Below are 20,498 nucleotides of genomic sequence, written 5' to 3' on the forward strand. Positions count from 1 at the left end.
TGGATTAATCACTGATCTCTAGCTTTGAAATATCTTTTTAAAATCAAATATTGTTCCATTTCAAGTAAAAAATAATGTAGTGAGGACCTGGTTTCAAACTCATCCCGATCCTTAGGAAGATCCATGTTGCGAAAGGTCGTCCTCATTCTCTCAAGCTCATCAAGGAACCTTTGTGCCGTGTTCCCAGGGTGGATTGCGTCAGCTAAATCATCAAGGAAATCTGCTATCCGGAAGCTTTGGACGTAGGTATGATCCAGTGATGTAATGACCGGCATCACCCGACCGAGAATCTCGTACTGCTTTTCCCTCATTTTAAAATAGTTATAGTATTGGTTTTCATGTCTTGTCAGATGGTTTTCGACATCACGGAATGCAAGACTTTTCGCCTCTTTAATCAGCCTGTCAACAGTCACGATCTCTTTTCCATCCCAATCGCTTTCCCCTTCTCTCAAAAACCTCGAGAATTCTTTGAGGATTTTTTCAAAGTTATTTTCCACGTTCTCTTGGTACTTTTTCAATTGAGATTCCATACTCGGCATATACAAGTTCATCACAAGCGCCATTCCGATACCGATTATGATGATCGCAAGTTCATTAAGGACGATCGATACAGAAAAATCCTTGATCATGAGGAAATGGAGGATGATGACCACGCTTGTTATCACGCCTTCCTTCAATTTGAGCGCAACAAGGGTTGGTATAAAAGCCAGCAGAAGCAGTCCGAGCACGAGCGGATGATAGGAGATTCCTTCAAAAAAGAGGAATGCAAAACCAATGCCGATCAAACATGCTGCAAATCGTTCCCATGAACTGACAATCGATTTCTTTTTCGTTACTTTGATGCAGAGAACCGCAAGTATACCCGCTGATATGTAAAATTCAAGCTGGAAAGCCTGGGCGATTAAAATAGCTAGCGGTGCAGCAATCGCAGTTTTCAACGTACGATAACCAATCGGAAATGACACGGCATAACCCCCTTTCGTTCTGTAGATGTTGTTGATGTATGGAGACCTGCTTTATTGGTTAGAGAGTCATATCCTATTGTAAACCATACCCCTAGTTTTCGTGAAATAAAGACACCCTATGTAGAGAAAATCGAAGCAGACAGGAGATTTAAAGAAGGAAAGAATCCAGATCGAGGTGGTATTTCCGTTTGCTTTTTTCACCACTGATAGAAAGATCAACATTTGTTAGCAATTTCTTTGTAACCCTATTAGAAGATAAGTTAAGGAAGGTTTTTATTTGTCGATTCGAAAAATTCTGGGTTGATCAGTAGGGCGTAATCTCGAAGTCCAGATAAGTAAGCTTTTTTCGAAGAGGTGTTACATTTTAAACAGACCCATTTCCCCCAAACCCTCTCCATCATAAGATATACGGACATTTTACACCTGGATGTAACTCTTCTGGACAAATATCATATTGTTTTGCACATTTGCTCTAAACTCAGTGTGTTTTGATAATAAACTATCCGTGATAATATTTCTGTCTTTTTCTGTCAAAGTGTCCTCTAAATATTTGATTCGATTCAATAATTCTTCGCTATGTATAATAAATGGAGCACGTACATATTCAGAAGAGGTTTTTAGTATGGTGTGGGGATTACTGATAACGATTTGAGATTCAATTGGAGGGATTGAAAAGTTATTTTTCCGAAGCCATGAAAGAAGCTGTTCTTTTTGATTGTATACTTGAATCAGAGGATTCTGGGAATCTTTCTTCTTTCCCATCTTCATTAATACGGGTCATTTGATTGAATTTATCTTCAAAAAAAAGAGTACCAGAGATGTTTTTTACTTCTAAGAAAAGGAATAAACGGCGGGAGAGAAGTATAATATCCATTTGAAAATAACTATTGCCAGAAGGTAGCCTAATGTGATGAAAAATAAAATATTTTTCTTGAGGAAGCTTTCGTAAATAAATTAGGGTGTTTTTCGAGTGTCCTGCCAACCAATGCTGACAATTGCTCAAGATAAAGTGGTAATTGTTTTCCGTGCTTCCTACGGCCAAAATCGAGCATCTATCGGCCAATCGTCATAGATATGCTTATTACGACAATTTTCGACAGCTCCGGCACCCACCTACTAAAAAAACAAAAAACCCGCTTACGCAGGTTTGCAATGTTTAGTAGTATGGCGCGCCCACCAGGATTCGAACCCAGAATACGAGAGCCGAAATCTCGTGTGATATCCATTTCACTATGGACGCATTTTTGGACAGGACTTTAGTTTACGGCATATCGCCATCACTGTCAAGACTTGGCCAAGCCATTGTCTTTAACCAATACGAAATGCCACCGGACAAATGCCGGTGACACGTATCTTAACAATGTTCTTTGAATGCATCTTGTAATTTGTGGACTACTTCGATCGGTTCAGATCCTTCAATTTCATGACGCTCAACCATAGCCATCAATTTTCCATCCTTCAGCAATGCAAATGAAGGAGATGACGGAGGATATCCTGTAAAGTAAGATCTCGCTTTTTCAGTCGCAGGCTTATCTTGGCCAGCGAATACCGTCACTGCATGATCGGGTCTAACATCACTTTTATGCAAGGCGTAACCAGCAGCAGGTCTTGCGATTCCTCCTGCACAACCACAGACGGAGTTCACCAGTACCAGGGTTGTACCTTCTTTACCAAATGCCGCTTCTACCTCTTCTGGGCTCGTCAATTCAGCAAATCCTGCTTCTTTTGCTTCATTACGTGCAGTCACAACCACATCATTCATGAACATGTTGAAATTCATATTCAATACCATCCACACCCTTTCGTAACCTGTTACTTACTATTTTATTCGAAAGTTAGGGTGTATCGCAAATTTACAGATTTACTGTAGAAAGTATTTTATACTTTCTTTAAGTGCAAGAGCAACAAAGTTTGCGAAAACAGCAAAAAAAAAGCAAGCACGAGGCTCACTTTAGAAAGGGGGTTAGGGGGTATAGAGGTGTTGTACTATTTATTTACCCCGTTCCCAAAATTTAAAACTTTTTTCCATAAATTTTTATTTGCTATTTAAAGCTTTTTTCAACGTAGATAAATTTTCTTCCATGACGCTGATGTAATCGTCATTTTGCTCCATCTGTTCTTCAGTAAGTGACTCCAGATTGCTCAAGTATAATGCCTCCGCGTCCACTTCTTTCTGAATCATCTTCGCAACACTTGAGGTAATGTTCTTTTCATATATGATATAAGGAACATCGTTTTCTTTAGCAAAATCGATTATTGCTTGTGCTTCTTTTTGTGATGGCTCATGTGAAGGTGATGTACCAGATACAGAGATTTGCTTGAAACCGTATCTCTTTTCCCAATTTCCGTAAGCACTGTGTGCCACGATGAACTCTTTGCGCTGTGCGTTTTCGGCAAGTTCCTCAAATTCATGATCAAGTTCTTCCAGGTCACTTTTCAATGCCTTGAAGTTTGCTTCGTATTCTTCTTTGTTGTCAGGTCGTTGCTTGATCATCTCATCTTTTATCATATGAGCCATCTCGATTGCATAGACAGGATCAAGCCATAGATGAGGATCGATTTCTCCATGTTCATGATCACTGTGCTCGTGGTGCTCATCTTCATGACTGTTTTCATGGTCTGATTCATTCTCGGTAATATGAGCAGATGCATTCAAAAAGGCAACATTCTGGCTTTCCAAAGATTTTTTCGCTTTTCCGACGAACCCCTCGAAACCAGCACCATTATAGATGAGCAAATCAGCTTTAGAAATATGGAGCAGTTCTTTCGTCGTCGGTTCATATGTGTGACCATCTGAGCCTGGAGGGATGATTGACTCGACCTTTACGGAATCCCCCCCAATTCTTTCCGCAAAATATTGTAAAGGATATATGGATGTATAAATGATAAAATCAGTACCTTTTTCGCCGTCAATGTTTGATTCCTTTTGACCGCATCCTGAAATGATGAAAACGAACATGAGTAAAAATGAAAGTATCCGCACTGTTGCCGCTCCTTTCGTAATGATTCCGATTTATTTTCAGAGCACTATTTATTATATCGTAACCATTACGATTTTCAACATCTTTATTCTATTTATAGTATAAAAAATCTGTATCGTTCTCATTCTTACATGAATTAGTTGCGCTTATATTGAAGAAAGTATTTTATACTTTCTTTAAATGTGAAAAAGAAAACGTGCTGCAATCAGCACGTTTTCCCTTTATTTTAATAGATTGATGTATTCTCTTTACTTGTGTTTTCGACTATTTCCTTGACACGTGATAGGAATCTTCCGCAAACCAACCCATCCAGAACACGATGGTCGAGTGACATACAAAGGTTGACCATATCACGGACTGCGATCATACCGTTATCCATTACAACCGGACGCTTCACAATCGATTCTACTGAGAGGATCGCGGCTTGAGGATAGTTGATGATCGGTGTTGATTGGATCGAACCGAATGAACCTGTGTTGTTGACAGTGAAAGTTCCACCTTTCATATCATCTCCGGAAAGCTTGCCGCTACGGACTTTAGAAGCAAGTTCATTAACGTCCTTCGCAATACCTTTCAGGCTCTTCTCATCTGCATTCTTGATGACAGGGACGAAAAGCGAATCTTCGGTTGCGACAGCGATGGAAATATTGATCGCTTTCTTCTGAACGATTTTGTCCCCTGCCCACATCGAGTTGATCATCGGGAATTCCTTGAGTGCTTCGACGACTGCTTTGATAAAGAATGGAAGGAAAGTGATGTTGTATCCTTCTTTTTGCTTGAAGTCGCCTTTCACACTATTACGATATTCAACGAGGTTCGTTACGTCTACTTCCATCATCATCCATGCATGTGGTGCTTCATGTTTGCTCCGTACCATGTTATCAGCAATCGCACGGCGCACACCACTTACTGGAATTTCAACATCGCCTTCTTCAACAGGGATGTTCATCGGTTTGGATGCTGCTTTGGTTGTAACAGCTGCAGGCTCTTGTCTCGGTTCCGGCGCTTTTTCAGGTGCTGGAGCTGCTGCTTCTTTCGGTTTGTCTCCAGCTTTCGGGATTTCACCGGAATCAATCAGCTTTTGAAGATCCTTACGGGTGATGCGTCCTTCTCGTCCAGTTCCTTCGACTTGCTCAAGGTCGATATCATTTTCTTGTGCTAATCGTAGAACAGCTGGAGAATAACGCGCTTTACCTTCTTTAGGCTGCTTCGGTTTTTCCTTTTTAGGAGGAGTTTCAGCAGGTTGCTCTTCTGCTGAAGAATCTTCAACAGGGTCGACTTCGGTCGGTACGTTTTCTTTCTCCTTAGCTCCAGCTCCGCCTTCTGTCTCAATGTAACAGACAAGCTCACCTACCTCGATGGTATCTCCTTCATCAGCTACCAGCTCTTTGATCGTACCTGTATAAGATGATGGGATTTCAGCGTTGACTTTATCCGTCATGACTTCTGCAATCGGATCGTATTTCTTTACTTCGTCTCCAACTTGAACGAGCCATTTACTGATCGTTCCTTCTGTAACACTCTCACCAAGCTGGGGCATGGATATTTTTTCTGTTGCCATTTCGTTTCCCTCCTTGGAGATTAAAATTCCGCTAAGTCGCGCATCGCTTTTTCGACTTTATCTGGGTTGATCATGAAATATTTTTCCATTGTCGGTGCATAAGGCATTGCCGGCACATCAGGCCCAGCAAGACGCTGGATCGGAGCATCGAGATCGAACAGACAATGTTCGCCGATGATCGCTGAAACTTCACTCATGATGCTTCCTTCTTTATTGTCTTCAGTCACCAACAAGACTTTCCCTGTTTTAGATGCTGCTTCTATGATTGCCTCTTTATCAAGTGGATAAACCGTGCGTAGATCAAGGACATGCGCTGAAATTCCGTCTTTTTCAAGCTTTTCAGCCGCTTGAAGAGCGAAGTGTACGGACAGTCCGTATGTAATGACTGTGATATCTTCACCTTCACGTTTCACATCAGCTTTACCGATTGGAAGTGTATAGTCATCCTCAGGTACTTCACCTTTGATCAGTCGATACGCCCTTTTATGTTCGAAGAAAAGGACTGGATCCTCGTCACGGATAGCTGCTTTCAATAGTCCTTTTACATCATAAGGAGTCGAAGGCATGACAATCTTTAGACCTGGAACATTCGCGAAAAGCGCTTCAACAGACTGGGAGTGGTAAAGTGCTCCATGGACTCCACCGCCATACGGTGCACGGATTGTGATTGGACAATGCCAATCGTTGTTTGAACGATAACGGATTTTAGCAGCCTCAGAAACAATCTGGTTGACTGCAGGCATGATAAAATCAGCAAATTGCATCTCAGCAACAGGACGCATACCATACATTGCTGCGCCGATTCCTACTCCTGCGATTGCAGATTCAGCCAAAGGTGTATCGATTACACGATCTTCTCCAAATTGCTCATAAAGACCAGCAGTTGCACGGAAAACACCGCCACGAACCCCAACGTCTTCTCCAAGTACAAATACTTTTTCATCACGTTCCATTTCTTCACGCAATGCTTGTGTAACAGCTTCTATATATGAAATTACCGGCATTTTTTCGTCCCCCTATTCCGCATACACGTATTTGAGCGCACTTTCAGCCTCTGCATACGGTGCTTCCTCAGCATAGTCCGTAGCTTCATCCACTTCTTTATTAATGCGTTCAGTGATTTCTTTTGCTTTTTCTTCTGTCAAGATTCCGAGTTCTTCAAGGTACTTTTTGAAGGTGATCAGTGAATCTTTTTGTTTTGCTTCTTCAACTTCTTCACGCTCACGATATGCACGGTCATCATCATCACTTGAGTGAGGTGTCAAACGGTAAGACACGGTTTCGATCAAGGAAGGACCTTCACCGCGACGGCCGCGTTCAGCAGCTTCCTTAACCGCTTCATAAACAGCCAGTGGGTCGTTTCCATCTACAGTGACGCCTGGCATACCATAACCGATTGCTCGATCGGATACTTTTTCACAAGCAAGCTGCTTAGAGATCGGAACAGAAATGGCATACTTATTGTTCTCACACATGAAAATAACTGGAAGCTTATGTACTCCCGCAAAGTTTGCAGACTCGTGGAAATCACCCTGGTTGGATGATCCTTCACCGAAAGTAGTGAGCGTCACAAGGTCCTTCCCTTCCATTTTCCCTGCCAATGCAATTCCTACTGCATGTCCGACTTGAGTTGTTACTGGTGAAGAACCTGTAACGATGTGGTTTTTCTTTTGTCCAAAGTGTCCAGGCATTTGGCGTCCGCCTGAGTTGGGGTCTTCAGCTTTTGCAAAACCGGATAACATGAGATCACATGCAGTCATGCCGAACCAAAGGACCACACCCATATCCCGATAGTAAGGAAGTGCGTAATCCTTTTCTTTGTCGAGTGCCATGGCTGCGCCTACTTGAGCCGCTTCTTGTCCCTGACACGAAATGACGAAAGGAATCTTACCTGCTCGGTTCAACAGCCACATTCTTTCATCGATTTTTCTTGCCATCAACATCGTTTCATACATCTTGATTACTTGCTCATCAGATAAACCTAATCTTTCATGACGATTTTCGGCCATCATATTGCCCTCCTTAAAATATCCTAGTTATGAATCGCTTTGCCATCTACTGCTAAGGCCGCTTCTCCGATTACCTCTGACAATGTCGGATGCGGATGGACAGAATGTGCGATTTCCCATGGTGTTGCATCCAGAACCTTTGCAAGGCCTGCTTCAGAAATCATATCTGTTACGTGTGGTCCAATCATATGGACTCCAAGCAGATCATTTGTCTCTTTATCAGCAATCAGTTTTACAAAACCATCAGATTGTCCATAAACGAGTGCTTTACCGATTCCTTTAAACGAAAACTTGCCGATTTTAATATCATAGCCCTGTTCCTTTGCTTCATCTTCGGTCAACCCTACGCTTGCCATTTCAGGGTTTGAGTAGATACACTTGGAAATCATCGTGTAGTCGATCGGATGCGGATTCTGATCAGCCATATGTTCAACCGCTACGATACCTTCATGAGAGGCGACGTGAGCCAATTGAAGTCCACCGATCACATCTCCGATTGCATAAATGTGCGAATCCTTGGTTTGATAATATTCGTTCGTCTGGATTGCACCCTTTTCTACTTGGATTTCTGTGTTCTGAAGGCCGATGTCTTCAACATTCGGCTGGCGACCTACAGAAACCAATAATTTATCTGCAGAGAAAGATTTCTCTTCGCCTTTATGTTCAGCTTTGATCGTCACCTCTTCTCCTTTTTCAAGGGTCTCAGGCAAAACCTTTGCACCAGTGACGATCTTTACGCCTTTCTTTTTCAAAATGCGTGTCGCTTCTTTCGAAATTTCTTTGTCCTCGGTAGGAACAATTCGATCAGCGTATTCTAATACGGTTACATCAAGCCCGAAGTCAATGAACATTGAAGCCCATTCAATTCCGATGACGCCTCCTCCGACAATGATGATTGATGATGGAAGCTCTTCAAGTTCCAATGCTTCATCCGATGTCAGGACGAGTTCACCATCAATATCAAGGCCAGGTAATGTTCTTGGACGTGATCCGGTTGAGACGAGCAGGTTTTTTGGTACCAGAATGACATTCTCGTCCCCATTGTTATACTCGACCGAAACCGCGCCAGGCATCGGTGAGAAGATAGAGGGACCTAATATCCGGCCATGTCCTTCATACACATCGATCTTCCCTTTTTTCATAAGATGCTGTACACCTTTATGAAGCTGATCGACGATACCTTGTTTACGCTGTTGGACACGCTCGAAATTCAAGGCTACATCTTTTGCGATGACACCGAATTCTTCACCTTTCTTAGCCGTTGCAAAAACTTCTGCACTCCTTAATAATGCTTTACTCGGGATACAACCTCTATGAAGGCATGTCCCTCCTAATTTTCCTTTCTCAACGATGGCGACAGATAATCCAAGCTGGGAAGCTCGAATTGCTGCTACATAACCGCCAGTACCTCCACCGAGGATGACGAGATCATAATTCTCAGCCATGATTCATTCCCCTTTCAGTTAAATGCTTTGTTCTATAGGTTGATTTGGATATTCTTTCGCATCTTCTTCTTCACGTAGTACACGTAACCCGCCTTCAGCCAATGCTTGAAGTTCATTTTCCCCAGGATGTACGATCACATCACTGATCCATTCGATCCGTTCAGTGATTTCATTTACAAAATCCTTACCATAAGCAAGTCCGCCTGTCAGTACGATTGCATCGACTTTGCCATGCAGCACGGCACTTGCTGCCCCAATTTCCTTGGCGACTTGATAAGCCATCGCTTCATAAACCAGCTTTGCCTTTTCATCACCAGCATCAATCCGCTTTTCGACTTCCACAGCATCATTCGTACCGAGATAACCGACAAATCCTGCATTACCAACCAGTTTTTTCATGATTTCTTCTGCATAATATTCTCCAGAAAAACACATAGACACGAGATCCCCTACCGGGACGGTCCCAGCTCTTTCAGGAGAGAATGGTCCTTCTCCATGTAATCCATTATTTACGTCAATGACTTTTCCTTCATGATGTACACCGACTGTAATTCCTCCACCCATATGCGTAACAATCAAACGAAGTTCTTCGTAAGAACGGCCTAACTGCTTTGCCACTCTTCGTGCGACTGCTTTTTGGTTCAGTGCATGGAATATGCTTTTTCTTTCTATTTCCGGTACTCCTGAAACTCTTGCAAGTGGCGCTAATTCGTCAACAACTACCGGATCGACAATAAATGAAGGAATATTCAACCCCCGCGCAATCTCAAAAGCGATGATCCCGCCTAAATTAGAAGCATGTTCTCCGGAATAACCTTTACGGAGATCCTCTAGCATTAAATCATTCACATTATAGGTTCCACCTTCAATTGGACGAAGGAGACCACCACGTCCAACCACTGCACTTAACTTAGAAACATTGATTCCTTCATGGTCCAATGTCTCCAGAATGACATTTTTGCGGAATTCATATTGATCGATGATGTGTTCGAATTCATTGATTTTTTCGCTTTCATGACGAATGGTCTTCTCAAACACGGAATGTTCATCATCAAATATTCCAATCTTAGTAGATGTTGATCCAGGATTAATTACAAGTAATCGATATTCTCTTTGTTGCAAAACGGAACCCTCCATTGATGACTCAAAAAACGATTTTTAAAAATCAGGTTTTGTTATGTTGATCTTGCGTAATCCACTTCATCCCAAAGGCAAAGCGCAGGAGTATCGTGAATTTCGCTTAACCAATCAACGTTTCACAAAGCTAAATATTATTGGCCTGTGCGTTGAGATAAAATGTGTCTGCTGTTCAATAGGAATTGACTTCTTGAATTCTTATTTCGCTCAATACGTTCTTCAGCAAGGCGATCAGCTGCCATATAAGTAGGGATATTGTCGCGCTTTGAAATTTCAAATACACTTGCAATGTTGTCATAGATCGTTTCGACTTTTTTCATAGCTCGTTCACGGTTATAGCCGTATAATTCATCTGCGACATTGATGACTCCGCCTGCGTTGATGACATAGTCAGGTGCGTAAGCTATCCCCATTTCATGAATAGTATCTCCATGTTTCGTATCTTTAAGTTGGTTGTTTGCCGCTCCAGCAATAACTTTTGCTTTCAATTGTGGAATCGTTTCATCGTTTATCGTTGCACCAAGTGCACATGGTGCATAGATGTCACATTCAACAGAATAGATTTCTTCTGGGTCAACAGCTTTTGCTCCGAAATCGTCTACCGCACGCTGAACAGCCTCTTTATGGATATCGGTGACAATCAGCTGTGCACCTTCTTCGTGCAGGTGTTTACATAGATTGTAAGCTACGTTCCCAACACCTTGGACAGCAACTACTTTTCCTTCGAGCGAGTCAGTTCCGAATGCCTCTTTAGCAGCTGCCTTCATACCACGATAAACACCATAAGCCGTTACAGGTGATGGATTCCCTGAAGAACCGAATGCTGGTGATACACCTGTTACGAATTCAGTTTCTTGACGAATCAGGTCCATATCAGCGACAGTTGTTCCCACATCCTCTGCAGTTATGTAACGACCATTCAAACCTTGGATGTAACGTCCAAACGCTCGGAACATTTCTTCATTTTTAGCTGTTCTTGGATCTCCGATGATAACCGTCTTTCCTCCTCCAAGGTTCAAACCTGCTGCAGCATTTTTATATGTCATCCCTTTTGCAAGTCGAAGCGCATCTTCAATCGCAGCGTCTTCTGTTTCATATGTCCACATTCTCGTACCGCCAAGTGCAGGACCTAAAGTCGTATCATGAATACAGATGATCGCTTTCAATCCTGATTGTTTATCCTGGCAAATCACCAATTGCTCGTAATCGTAAGTCTCCATATACTTGAAAATTTCCATGTTCATATTCCTCCTTAAGAATTCTTATCTATTTTTTTTGAAGAATTTTTCTCGTTTCTGCTGTGGGGCTACTTGATCTCTTTTGGTAATTTTCAAACAGCGCGTACAGCTAATGCGATTGAATACAATTTGCTCTCAGCCGAATCCGCTCTTGAAGTAAGTACAATCGGTGCTTTAGCTCCAGCGATGACAGCACCGACTTTAGCGCGGGCAAAATAGATCAGGGATTTGTATAAAGCATTTCCCGTCTCAATATTTGGAACGAGGAGGATATCAGCTCTTCCAGCTACTTCGCCTCTGATTCCTTTATGTTCTGCAGCCTCTATGGAAACCGCATTATCAAGAGCTAGTGGTCCATCCACAACGCAATTCTTGATTTGACCCCTGTTATTCATCTGAGTAAGGGCTGCAGCATCTAATGTAGCTTCCATCGATGGATTTACGACTTCAACTGCTGCTATCGGAGCAACCCTTGGTGTTTCTATACCGATTTTCACAGCAACGTCTACAGCATTTTGGATGATATCTGCCTTTTGCTGAAGATCCGGTGTAATATTCATGGCAGCATCAGTTACAAATACGAGACGATCATAACCACTCACTTCAAAAGCTGCAACATGAGATAGAACTTTTCCGGTTCTTAGACCATATTCCTTATTCAATACGGCTTTCAATATACGTGCTGTAGGAACCATCCCCTTCATCAACACATCTGCTTGTCCGCCGCTCACAGCTTGGACCGCCATTGCCGCAGCCTCATCAGGATCGCTGCATGGAATGACTTTCAAACGATCACAAGCCTCTAGCCCTTGATTTTGAAGTAAAGAGAGGATCTTTCCTTCTTCACCGAACAATTGAAAAGAAGCGATTTCCTTTTCTAAAGCCATTTTCACTGCTTCGATGACCTCTTCATCTTCGGCAGCAGCAACTGCTACAACTTTATTGGGCAAGCGGGTTGCTTCTTGGATGAGTTTTTCTAAATGCATAACCTGACTTCAACCCTTTCTATTACTTAATCTTTTCCATCGTCTTATTAATGCAAGATTCATGCCAACTTTTATCACCTTGATATGGTGGCGTTTTCACAAATCGAACTGTGCAAATTTCTTCATATCACGAAAAATATTGCATGCTAATTTATTCAATTTTGTATTTGTCAATTTTGTAATAGAGATTTCTTAAGGAGACATCAAGTTTTTTAGCTGTTTTTGTCTTATTCCCATTGCATTCATTCAAAGTTTTACGAATCAGGTCTTTTTCAAATTGATCGACTTGCTTCTGTAAGGGAACATCAGTCTCTTGCGATACGGAAACTTCCGCCCTATACTGGCCCTCAGTATCTAAAGAAGGGATTGATGTGACATCTATCCACGATTCATGGAACGAAAGATGGATGATCGCCCTCCCCAGGATATTTTCCAATTCACGTACATTACCTGGCCAATGGTACTGGCTGAGATAGGAAATACCTTCTTTGGTGACACCTTCGATATTCCGTCCGTAATCCTGATTCAGTTTACGAATCAGATGATCGCATAGTTTACGGATATCTTCTTTCCTTTCTCTTAATGGAGGAATGAAAATCGGAAGTCGATTGATCCGATAATATAAATCTTCCCGAAAAGAGCCTTCGATTATTCTTTTTTCAAGGTTTACATTGGTTGCAGCAATTACACGTACCTTGATCGGGATTGCTTTAGTCCCCCCAACCCGTATGATTTCGTTTTCTTGAAGCACCCTCAAGAGCTTTGCCTGTGTATCGCTTGATAATTCACCAATCTCGTCAAGAAAAATGCTTCCACCATTCGCCTCTTCGAACAATCCTCTTTTCCCGCCTTTTTTGGCACCGGAAAATGCCCCCTCTTCATAGCCAAACAATTCACTTTCAAGCAGTGATTCAGAAATGGCGGCACAATTCACACGGACGAACTTGTTATACTTCAAACTGCTGCTGTTATGAATGGCATGGGCGAACAATTCTTTCCCTGTCCCTGATTCCCCTCTTAATAGAACAGTTGCAGGTGTGGATGCTCCCAATTTGGCTTGCTCGATTGCGAATTTCATTTCACTGGAATCGCCGATGATATCTGAAAACGTATATTTGGCTTCCAATGTGCGGATGATTTGTCGGGCTCGTTGTAATTCCGCTGTCAACGACTGTATTTCAGAAATGTCATGGATCACCCCGACACTTCCTTTCAATTTACCATCCACGATGACAGGAGCAACGTTTACTACTACGTCCCTTCGATTAGGCCCTACTTTCAGCCGTACGCCCCGGACAGGCTTACGGGTACGCAAAACCCGCATATGCATGCTTTCTCCTTCGGATATGTCCGTGGTAGCTGGTTTCCCATAGATATCTTCCGATTTCAACCCTGTCAATCTTGTATAAGCCGGGTTGACCATAAGACCTTTTCCTTCTTCATCCACCACCGATATCGCTTCTTGTGAGGAATGGATGATCGCCTCAAGCATTGTTTGTACACTTTTCAGACTCGTTACTTCTTCAGCCATTTCCACAACTTCAGTGATATCCTTAAAAACGGCGAACGCTCCGATTATGTTTCCTTCATCATCAATCATCGGAGTTCTGGTAGTAATGATTTTCCTTCCATTGTATAAAACTTGTTCTCTATTCACTTCTGTTTTTCCATGATTTAAGATTCGTGGTAATTCACTGTTAGGGATGGCATCCGTGATTTCTTTACCGATGACCTGCGTATTTTCAAGACCTGTCATCACTTCGGCACTTTTATTGAAGATGGTGATTTTGCGGGTACGGTCAATAGCTATTACACCATCGTGGGAGGAGCTTAACACTAAATCCTGTTGTCTGGATTGACTTGATAGTTGATTGATCAGTTTTTCTTGTTCCTCAATTAAATTTGAAACCAGTACTGCGACTGAGGGAGGAATGATGACCCATTGTCGATCCTTTACTTTCCTAAGGGAGGTGAACGTTTTTTCATCTCCGGTCGTCTCAATCACCACATCTACTGGCTGGTCTATGTATTGTTCCCACCTTGTCCCTGTTGCTATTTCCAATTCTTGCGCTATTTTAATCCCTGGCGCTTCATTGTCAGGATCAATAACTGCCTTCAATTTCAAGGCATGGGATTTGTTGATGATTTTCATAAGAGCAATACCGACTTTTCCAGCTCCAATAATGATTACACTTTTCATTAGCTACACCTATTTTTACCATGCAATTTTTTTCACACTTTTATTTTACCCTTTGTTTTATACATACGCAAACACTTATAGACAGGAAACGATAAAATCGGTAAAATGAGTAGCGACAGAAAAGGATGATTCAGTATGACAAGAATAATCGCACTTTTAATATTAGTGGTCCCTGGAATCGCAGGTGTGATAGGGATAAAATTAATACGGGATTCCCTATTTGGAATCGTACATCCGGTTTTTCCGAATTTCATTATTGAGCTGATCGCTGGGATTCTGATGTTTATAATAGGATTCGGCTTTGTGGGTGGTTTCATCTTTTATAGAGACCGGAAACGGAATAAAGTCCAGCAAAAATTCCGGAATAAAGGAGGAAATTAAATATGGAGCAGTTTAGTGTAGCTTTTTTTGAAGAAAACTTTAAGACATATGCTGAACAAAATGAGGACGTATTTTCCAGACAACAGGCGATGAACAGTTACTATGTCTCAATGGTATCCACCATCATAAATGATAACATCAACAAAAACTCCGAGCTGGTAAAACGAATACGGAACTTAAATACAGCCTATCAGAATTGTCGTTGATCCATCTTCATTCTAAAGAAAACTCAGCCTTTGGCGTAGGCTGAGCTTTAGTTGCACTTATATTGAAGAAAGTATTTATATTTTCTTTAAATGCAAATATAAAAAGGGGGATGTCCAAAAGGATCTGAGCCTCTCCAAACTTAACAACATTTTGAAAAAATCGTGGTATAGATACAAAAATGTTGTATTGGAGGTATCTGACACTTTTTTGGACTATCCCCTTTATTGTATTAGTGCTGTTTACTAGAAACGATAGACTAGCTGGCTCAATTTTTTACGATTTAAGCGTTCTTTCAACCAGCTTTATGCTCGATACGTAATTTATCAGCCACCATTGCAATGAATTCACTGTTTGTCGGTTTCGCTTTGGACATACTCACCGTATAACCGAAAAGATTCGAAATCGAGTCGATATTCCCACGGCTCCAAGCAACTTCAATCGCATGCCGGATGGCACGTTCAACACGCGAAGCTGTCGTATTGAATTTTTTTGCGATATCCGGATACAAGACTTTTGTGATCGACCCAAGTAATTCAATGTCATTATACACCATTGTAATAGCTTCACGAAGGTACATATACCCTTTAATATGGGCAGGCACTCCGATTTCATGGATGATGCTCGTAATGCTAGCATCAAGATTTTTCGGCTTATATTCTTTCGTATATGATCTGGAAGTTGTATTGGAAGTGTTTTTGACAAATGACTTTTTGGATCCGCTGATTTGACGGATTTGATTCGTTAGATTTTCCATATCAAACGGCTTCAAAATAAAATAGGATGCACCAAGTTCTACCGCTTTTGTAGTTACATCTTCCTGTCCGAATGCAGTCAGCATGATCACATTCGGTTTAGTGCTTAAATTCAGATCATGCATATTTTCAAGGACCGCTAATCCATCTAAATGGGGCATGATGATGTCAAGCACTAATACGTCAGGCGTCTCATCTTCAAGTAATTCCAGACATTCTTTTCCGTTATACGCTACTCCAACCACTTCCATATCTTCCTGGGCAGAAATGTATTCATCAAGAAGACCTACAAGTTCCCTATTATCATCCGCTAAACACACTTTAATTTTTTGCACTACGCTGTTCCTCCTCATAACTAAATCATTTTTTTCCTTTTTCTCTTCTAAAGTCTTATGTATGATTTCCACACACAAACCACATTTCCTTTAATAATTTTAAATTTTTATCGAAAAATATTCCATACTTAATCATGCTCTATTTTCCTTTAAATTTCGACCTTAAGTCCCATTTGACACCACGATTTTTAGTGTTCTTTGTCGAATTTTCTTTATTTTATTATATCAGATGCCGTTGATTTTTCCGAGAACAAGTTTAAAACACCAGAATGAAGAGCCTTCGTCACTTTGATGGATGTTGAGAAATCCGCTCGGCTTATTTGGCGAATTTCCATGTTTCAGGAAGCTTTTTGGAAATTTCACTCCCATCTGGACGATGTAAGAATCGTCCGTCGAACTCATTTTTATGTTTTTAGACTTCCTCATGACGTTTTTAGACGTTTTTGCAAATTATCAGACATATTTTTGATTTTTTAGTCTTACCCATGAAGTTTTTGACTTAGGCTTTTGACTTTTGACGTGATTTTTTTGACTTGGTCAATTTGAGCGCAGCATTTGTACTGTTTTTTGTAATTAGTCATTTGAAAGGTTTGGGTTATCTCTAAAAAAGTAAAAAAGGCGAGTCATCAACTCGCCACTTTATCGCCATTCCTATTCTCTTGGTAAATATTGATTCCGGCTTCTTGTAACATCCATTCGATATGCACTCCGTACCCTGAAGTCGGATCATTAACAAATACATGAGTTACCGCACCAATTATTTTTCCATCCTGTATGATTGGACTCCCACTCATTCCTTGCACAATTCCACCAGTAGCATTTAATAATTCCGGATCTGTTATTTTAACGACTAACCCTTTTGTTGCCGGGAACTTCTGGGGAACTGAACTTACGATTTCAACCTCGTACTTCTTCACTTCCTCTCCCTTCACGACAGTCAGGATTTCAGCGTGGCCTTCCTTTACCTCATGGGATAATTTGATTGGCATTGCTTTATCCATTATTCCATTACGAATCGGATTCTTCAGTTTACCAAAAATACCATATTGCGTATTTTTATATATTGAACCGAGTATTTTTTCTCCGTTATTGAAGCGGGCAAGCTTTTCCCCCGGTCTCCCGTTTTTGCCTTTCTCGATGGAAGTGACTGTTGATTCAATGATTTGTCCATCATTGACGACAATCGGTTTTTTTGTATCCATATCTGAAATGACATGTCCAAGAGCACCATATTTACCGCTATCCGGATGATAAAACGTCATTGTTCCTACGCCAGCTGCTGAATCACGAATGTATAATCCAATTCTATAGCTCGCATCAGAGGCATCTTTCACTGGCGTTAATTTCTTATGAAGTGTTTCTTCATTTCTTTTGATGGTGAGGTCAAGCGATTGTCCTGACTCTCCGCTTCTTTTCACGAAAGGTCCTACATCACTTAATTTTTGAATGGATTTCCCGTTGATTGCTGTTATCATATCTCCGACCTGTATTCCAGCTTTTTCACCAGGTGAAACATCTCCATTAGAAGTGTCGATTAAATGATGGCCTACCACCAGTACGCCTACGGTATTTAATCGAACACCTATATTCTGACCGCCAGGAATGATTTTGAATTCAGGAAGCACCCTCACATTCACCTTTTTGACAGGTATATTCGAAACCTGCATGGTAACTTCAGCGTCGCCATCTTCGTTCGCCTCGATGGAAAAGGAGTGAGGGTTGTTTTCAACACTTCCAAGCGACAAAATCGATTCATTCTTATCTGACGTCTGAACCGTAGCATTTGAATGATTCTGATCTATCGTTAAGCTCTCTCCCTGGAATACGGTTATATCAGTTGGGACACTGAGATAGTCCTGAATCGGCTTTATAAAACCCAAGCTTATTAGGAATCCAAGGAGAAGAATGCCGACTATTTGTCTGATTTTAATTCTTTTCATTCAGTCACTCTCCTCATTCCTTACCCTACAACTTTTTTGGTTGCATTTATAATTTGACCTTTAGAGAGTGTTTCTATAACTATTCGTATAAGAAAAAGCTACCCTTAAATGGATAGCTTTTCATGAACTGATTTTTGCGTCGTCTGCATATTGAATCATTTCCTTTGCATGACGCTTGGTCAAATCCGTTACTTCCACTCCCGAAATCATCCTTGCGATTTCTTTTACTTTTTCATCAAACGACAGTGGTTTTACGATGGTCAATGTCCGATCCTTTTTGATGTTTTTTTCAATATAAAGGTGGCGGTCTGCCATTGCAGCAACCTGCGGCAGGTGAGTTATACATAGAACCTGTGAACCTGCCGACAGTTTCTGGATTTTTTCTGCAATCGCTTGTGCAACTCTTCCGCTCACTCCAGTATCTACTTCATCAAAAATGATTGACGCAATTTCCTGTTGATTTGAGAATATCGCTTTTAATGCCAGGATAATCCTTGACAACTCTCCACCTGAGGCAATTTTAGCAAGTGGTTTCAACGGTTCTCCAGGGTTAGTGGAGATAAGGAATTCGACTTCATCCATTCCGCTTTTCGTAAAATGTACAGTCTTCCCATCGATTTCCGTAGTGATATTTGATGCGCTAGTTGTCGGCTTAAAGGATACCTTGAACGTTGTTTTTTCCATATAAAGATCTTTCAGTTGTTGATGTATTTTCTTCTCCAATTTCTCTGCAGTCTTTTTTCTTAGTATGGATAATTGCTTTGCTTCTAAGTATAAATCTTTTCCGATTTCGTTCATCTCTTCTTTCAAAACTTTAATACGATCATCTTTATTGGTGAAGGTATCAAGTTCTTCTTCAATACGTGAACTATATTCCAAAATTTCCTCGACTGAATTCCCATATTTACGTTTCAAGGTATTGATTTCATGCAGACGTTCCTCAATGACATCCAGACGGCCAGGATCGAATTCCATCGTATCGACATAGTTCCTGAGTTGATGTGCTGAGTCTTCCAGCGTATAATAAGCATTCGTCACAGATTCCTGAATCGGCTTTAATTCAGAATCATACTCTGAAACATCTTCAAGATGACTCATTGCCAGACCTAATATATCAATGCCCTTTTGTTCACCGTATAATGCCTGATAAGCATCGTTGACAGATTGGTACAGCCGTTCGAAGTTGCTCAATCTTTGTTGTTCCTCTTGTAATTCTCCATCCTCATTCGGCTGCAGTTTTGCTTGATCGATCTCTTCAAGCTGATATTGGATCAAATCGATCCGATGAGCCATTTCCTGCTCATTTTCGGTCAACTGCTTCAATTGCTTCTGCACATCTATGTATCGCTTGTACAATAGGTGATACTCAGTCAGAGTGCGCTTCAATTCAGCCGAATGATACTGGTCCAACAGAGCTAAATGTTTATCACTTTGCATTAAAAACTGATGTTCATGTTGACCGTGAATATCAATGAGAGATTGTCCAATTTCACGAAGAATCGCTAATGTGACCAGTTTACCGTTCACACGGCAAATACTCTTACCGGAACTCGTCATATCTCGTTTAAGCACAATCATCCCGTCAGCTACCTCAATCCCAAGCTCAAGTGCTTTATCAATTACAGGATGGTCTTCCCGAATATAAAATAGCCCTTCAATCTCTGCACGATCCGTTCCATGGCGGACGTACTCAGATGAACCGCGCCCGCCAATCAATAGACCAATTGCATCAATGATTATGGATTTACCAGCACCTGTTTCCCCCGTCAATACAGTCAAGCCGTCTTCAAACGGCACTGTAACTTCTTCTATGATCGCAAAATTTCTAATTGAAATTTCGGTAAGCATGTTTCCCCTCCTCCTAACATTACAGCATATCTAAAAATTGACGTGTAATTTCAGGGCTGTCCTGAGGAGATCGACAAATGATCAATATCGTATCGTCACCGCAGATCGTACCCATTATTTCTTCCCAGTCAAGGTTATCGATAAGTGCACCTACCGCATTGGCATTACCGGGTAATGTTTTCATGACGATGAGATGATCTGTATGATCGATATTGATGAAACTATCCGTCAAGGTCCTTTTCAATTTCTGTAACGGGTTGAACCGCTGATCAGCAGGCAGACTGTATTTATACCTGCCATCCTGCATCGGAACCTTCACAAGATGCAATTCTTTAATGTCGCGTGACACAGTAGCTTGTGTCACATTAAAGCCTGCATTCTTCAATCTCTCTACAAGTTCATCTTGTGTATCGATATCGAAATTCGTAATGATTTCTCTGATTTTTATATGTCTTTGTCCTTTATTCATCTGAATCACTCCACAAATTTATACACACATGTATATGCCTATCA

General features: G+C 41.2%; 18 protein-coding genes and 1 tRNA gene. 2 read left to right on the plus strand and 17 right to left on the minus strand.

Going from position 1 to position 20,498, the window contains the following annotated elements:
* Window positions 1-8: 8 nt before the first annotated feature.
* From N8M93_RS01810 to N8M93_RS01870, 13 genes are all read right to left on the minus strand, one after another.
* Window positions 9-965, minus strand: coding sequence for an aromatic acid exporter family protein (locus tag N8M93_RS01810; RefSeq protein WP_261129353.1), 957 nt, complete (start codon window positions 963-965; stop codon window positions 9-11).
* Between the two features lie 676 nt (window positions 966-1,641).
* Complete coding sequence (locus tag N8M93_RS01815) at window positions 1,642-2,007, minus strand: NERD domain-containing protein (RefSeq protein ID WP_261129354.1); 366 nt, start codon at window positions 2,005-2,007, stop codon at window positions 1,642-1,644.
* A 123-nt stretch (window positions 2,008-2,130) separates the two neighbouring features.
* Window positions 2,131-2,205: transfer RNA gene (locus N8M93_RS01820), tRNA-Arg, on the minus strand.
* A 114-nt stretch (window positions 2,206-2,319) separates the two neighbouring features.
* A complete protein-coding gene (locus N8M93_RS01825; RefSeq protein WP_261129356.1) occupies window positions 2,320-2,751 on the minus strand; it encodes a BrxA/BrxB family bacilliredoxin in 432 nt (143 codons plus the stop codon).
* A 249-nt stretch (window positions 2,752-3,000) separates the two neighbouring features.
* Window positions 3,001-3,948: a metal ABC transporter solute-binding protein, Zn/Mn family gene (locus N8M93_RS01830; protein WP_261129358.1), complete on the minus strand. Its 948-nt coding sequence runs from the start codon at window positions 3,946-3,948 to the stop codon at window positions 3,001-3,003.
* A gap of 224 nt (window positions 3,949-4,172) precedes the next feature.
* Window positions 4,173-5,507 carry a dihydrolipoamide acetyltransferase family protein gene (locus N8M93_RS01835; protein WP_261129360.1) on the minus strand — a complete coding sequence of 445 codons (1,335 nt, stop codon included), beginning with the start codon at window positions 5,505-5,507 and terminating at the stop codon, window positions 4,173-4,175.
* Between the two features lie 20 nt (window positions 5,508-5,527).
* Window positions 5,528-6,511 (minus strand): alpha-ketoacid dehydrogenase subunit beta, encoded by a 984-nt coding sequence (locus N8M93_RS01840; protein WP_261129362.1) that lies wholly within the window; start codon window positions 6,509-6,511, stop codon window positions 5,528-5,530.
* 12 nt (window positions 6,512-6,523) lie between these two features.
* Window positions 6,524-7,516, minus strand: coding sequence for a thiamine pyrophosphate-dependent dehydrogenase E1 component subunit alpha (locus tag N8M93_RS01845; RefSeq protein ID WP_261129363.1), 993 nt, complete (start codon window positions 7,514-7,516; stop codon window positions 6,524-6,526).
* A gap of 23 nt (window positions 7,517-7,539) precedes the next feature.
* Window positions 7,540-8,961 (minus strand): dihydrolipoyl dehydrogenase, encoded by a 1,422-nt coding sequence (gene lpdA / locus N8M93_RS01850; protein ID WP_261129365.1) that lies wholly within the window; start codon window positions 8,959-8,961, stop codon window positions 7,540-7,542.
* An 18-nt stretch (window positions 8,962-8,979) separates the two neighbouring features.
* Entirely contained in the window at window positions 8,980-10,098 is a 1,119-nt protein-coding gene (gene buk / locus N8M93_RS01855; RefSeq protein ID WP_396125344.1) for a butyrate kinase, read from the minus strand.
* Between the two features lie 134 nt (window positions 10,099-10,232).
* The gene (bcd, locus tag N8M93_RS01860; RefSeq protein WP_261129369.1) at window positions 10,233-11,336 is read right to left on the minus strand and encodes a branched-chain amino acid dehydrogenase; all 1,104 of its coding nucleotides are present in this window, start codon (window positions 11,334-11,336) and stop codon (window positions 10,233-10,235) included.
* 92 nt (window positions 11,337-11,428) lie between these two features.
* Complete coding sequence (gene yqiS / locus N8M93_RS01865) at window positions 11,429-12,322, minus strand: phosphate butyryltransferase (protein WP_261129370.1); 894 nt, start codon at window positions 12,320-12,322, stop codon at window positions 11,429-11,431.
* 151 nt (window positions 12,323-12,473) lie between these two features.
* Window positions 12,474-14,522, minus strand: coding sequence for a sigma 54-interacting transcriptional regulator (locus tag N8M93_RS01870; protein ID WP_261129372.1), 2,049 nt, complete (start codon window positions 14,520-14,522; stop codon window positions 12,474-12,476).
* Window positions 14,523-14,657: 135 nt separating this feature from the next.
* On the opposite strand from N8M93_RS01870, the gene N8M93_RS01875 reads away from it, so the two are divergent.
* On the plus strand, window positions 14,658-14,903 hold the full coding sequence (locus N8M93_RS01875) for a DUF2627 domain-containing protein (protein ID WP_261129373.1): 246 nt from the start codon (window positions 14,658-14,660) through the stop codon (window positions 14,901-14,903).
* A 2-nt stretch (window positions 14,904-14,905) separates the two neighbouring features.
* Entirely contained in the window at window positions 14,906-15,109 is a 204-nt protein-coding gene (gene yvfG / locus N8M93_RS01880; protein WP_261129375.1) for a protein YvfG, read from the plus strand.
* A gap of 293 nt (window positions 15,110-15,402) precedes the next feature.
* Here yvfG and spo0A read toward each other — a convergent pair whose 3' ends face one another.
* From spo0A to ahrC, 4 genes are all read right to left on the minus strand, one after another.
* The gene (gene spo0A, locus N8M93_RS01885) at window positions 15,403-16,197 is read right to left on the minus strand and encodes a sporulation transcription factor Spo0A (RefSeq protein ID WP_261129376.1); all 795 of its coding nucleotides are present in this window, start codon (window positions 16,195-16,197) and stop codon (window positions 15,403-15,405) included.
* Window positions 16,198-16,823: 626 nt separating this feature from the next.
* Entirely contained in the window at window positions 16,824-18,137 is a 1,314-nt protein-coding gene (gene spoIVB, locus N8M93_RS01890) for a SpoIVB peptidase (protein ID WP_261129378.1), read from the minus strand.
* Between the two features lie 120 nt (window positions 18,138-18,257).
* On the minus strand, window positions 18,258-19,985 hold the full coding sequence (gene recN, locus N8M93_RS01895) for a DNA repair protein RecN (protein ID WP_261129379.1): 1,728 nt from the start codon (window positions 19,983-19,985) through the stop codon (window positions 18,258-18,260).
* Window positions 19,986-20,004: 19 nt separating this feature from the next.
* Window positions 20,005-20,454, minus strand: a complete 450-nt coding sequence (ahrC, locus tag N8M93_RS01900) for a transcriptional regulator AhrC/ArgR (RefSeq protein WP_261129380.1) — start codon at window positions 20,452-20,454, stop codon at window positions 20,005-20,007.
* Window positions 20,455-20,498 lie beyond the last annotated feature (44 nt).

It is taken from the genome of Bacillus sp. Marseille-Q3570, from assembly GCF_946151055.1.
Taxonomy (GTDB): Bacteria; Bacillota; Bacilli; order Bacillales; family Fictibacillaceae; genus Pseudalkalibacillus.

Bases quoted from the DNA above. Each gene is read 5' to 3' on its own strand.
- N8M93_RS01835 (WP_261129360.1), bottom strand. From the start codon at position 5,507: ATGGCAACAGAAAAAATATCCATGCCCCAGCTTGGTGAGAGTGTTACA.
- spoIVB (WP_261129378.1), bottom strand. From the start codon at position 18,137: ATGAAAAGAATTAAAATCAGACAAATAGTCGGCATTCTTCTCCTTGGA.
- buk (WP_396125344.1), bottom strand. From the start codon at position 10,098: ATGGAGGGTTCCGTTTTGCAACAAAGAGAATATCGATTACTTGTAATT.
- N8M93_RS01840 (WP_261129362.1), bottom strand. From the start codon at position 6,511: ATGCCGGTAATTTCATATATAGAAGCTGTTACACAAGCATTGCGTGAA.
- bcd (WP_261129369.1), bottom strand. From the start codon at position 11,336: ATGGAAATTTTCAAGTATATGGAGACTTACGATTACGAGCAATTGGTG.
- yvfG (WP_261129375.1), top strand. From the start codon at position 14,906: ATGGAGCAGTTTAGTGTAGCTTTTTTTGAAGAAAACTTTAAGACATAT.
- recN (WP_261129379.1), bottom strand. From the start codon at position 19,985: ATGCTTACCGAAATTTCAATTAGAAATTTTGCGATCATAGAAGAAGTT.
- lpdA (WP_261129365.1), bottom strand. From the start codon at position 8,961: ATGGCTGAGAATTATGATCTCGTCATCCTCGGTGGAGGTACTGGCGGT.
- N8M93_RS01870 (WP_261129372.1), bottom strand. From the start codon at position 14,522: ATGAAAAGTGTAATCATTATTGGAGCTGGAAAAGTCGGTATTGCTCTT.
- ahrC (WP_261129380.1), bottom strand. From the start codon at position 20,454: ATGAATAAAGGACAAAGACATATAAAAATCAGAGAAATCATTACGAAT.
- N8M93_RS01845 (WP_261129363.1), bottom strand. From the start codon at position 7,516: ATGGCCGAAAATCGTCATGAAAGATTAGGTTTATCTGATGAGCAAGTA.
- yqiS (WP_261129370.1), bottom strand. From the start codon at position 12,322: ATGCATTTAGAAAAACTCATCCAAGAAGCAACCCGCTTGCCCAATAAA.
- N8M93_RS01875 (WP_261129373.1), top strand. From the start codon at position 14,658: ATGACAAGAATAATCGCACTTTTAATATTAGTGGTCCCTGGAATCGCA.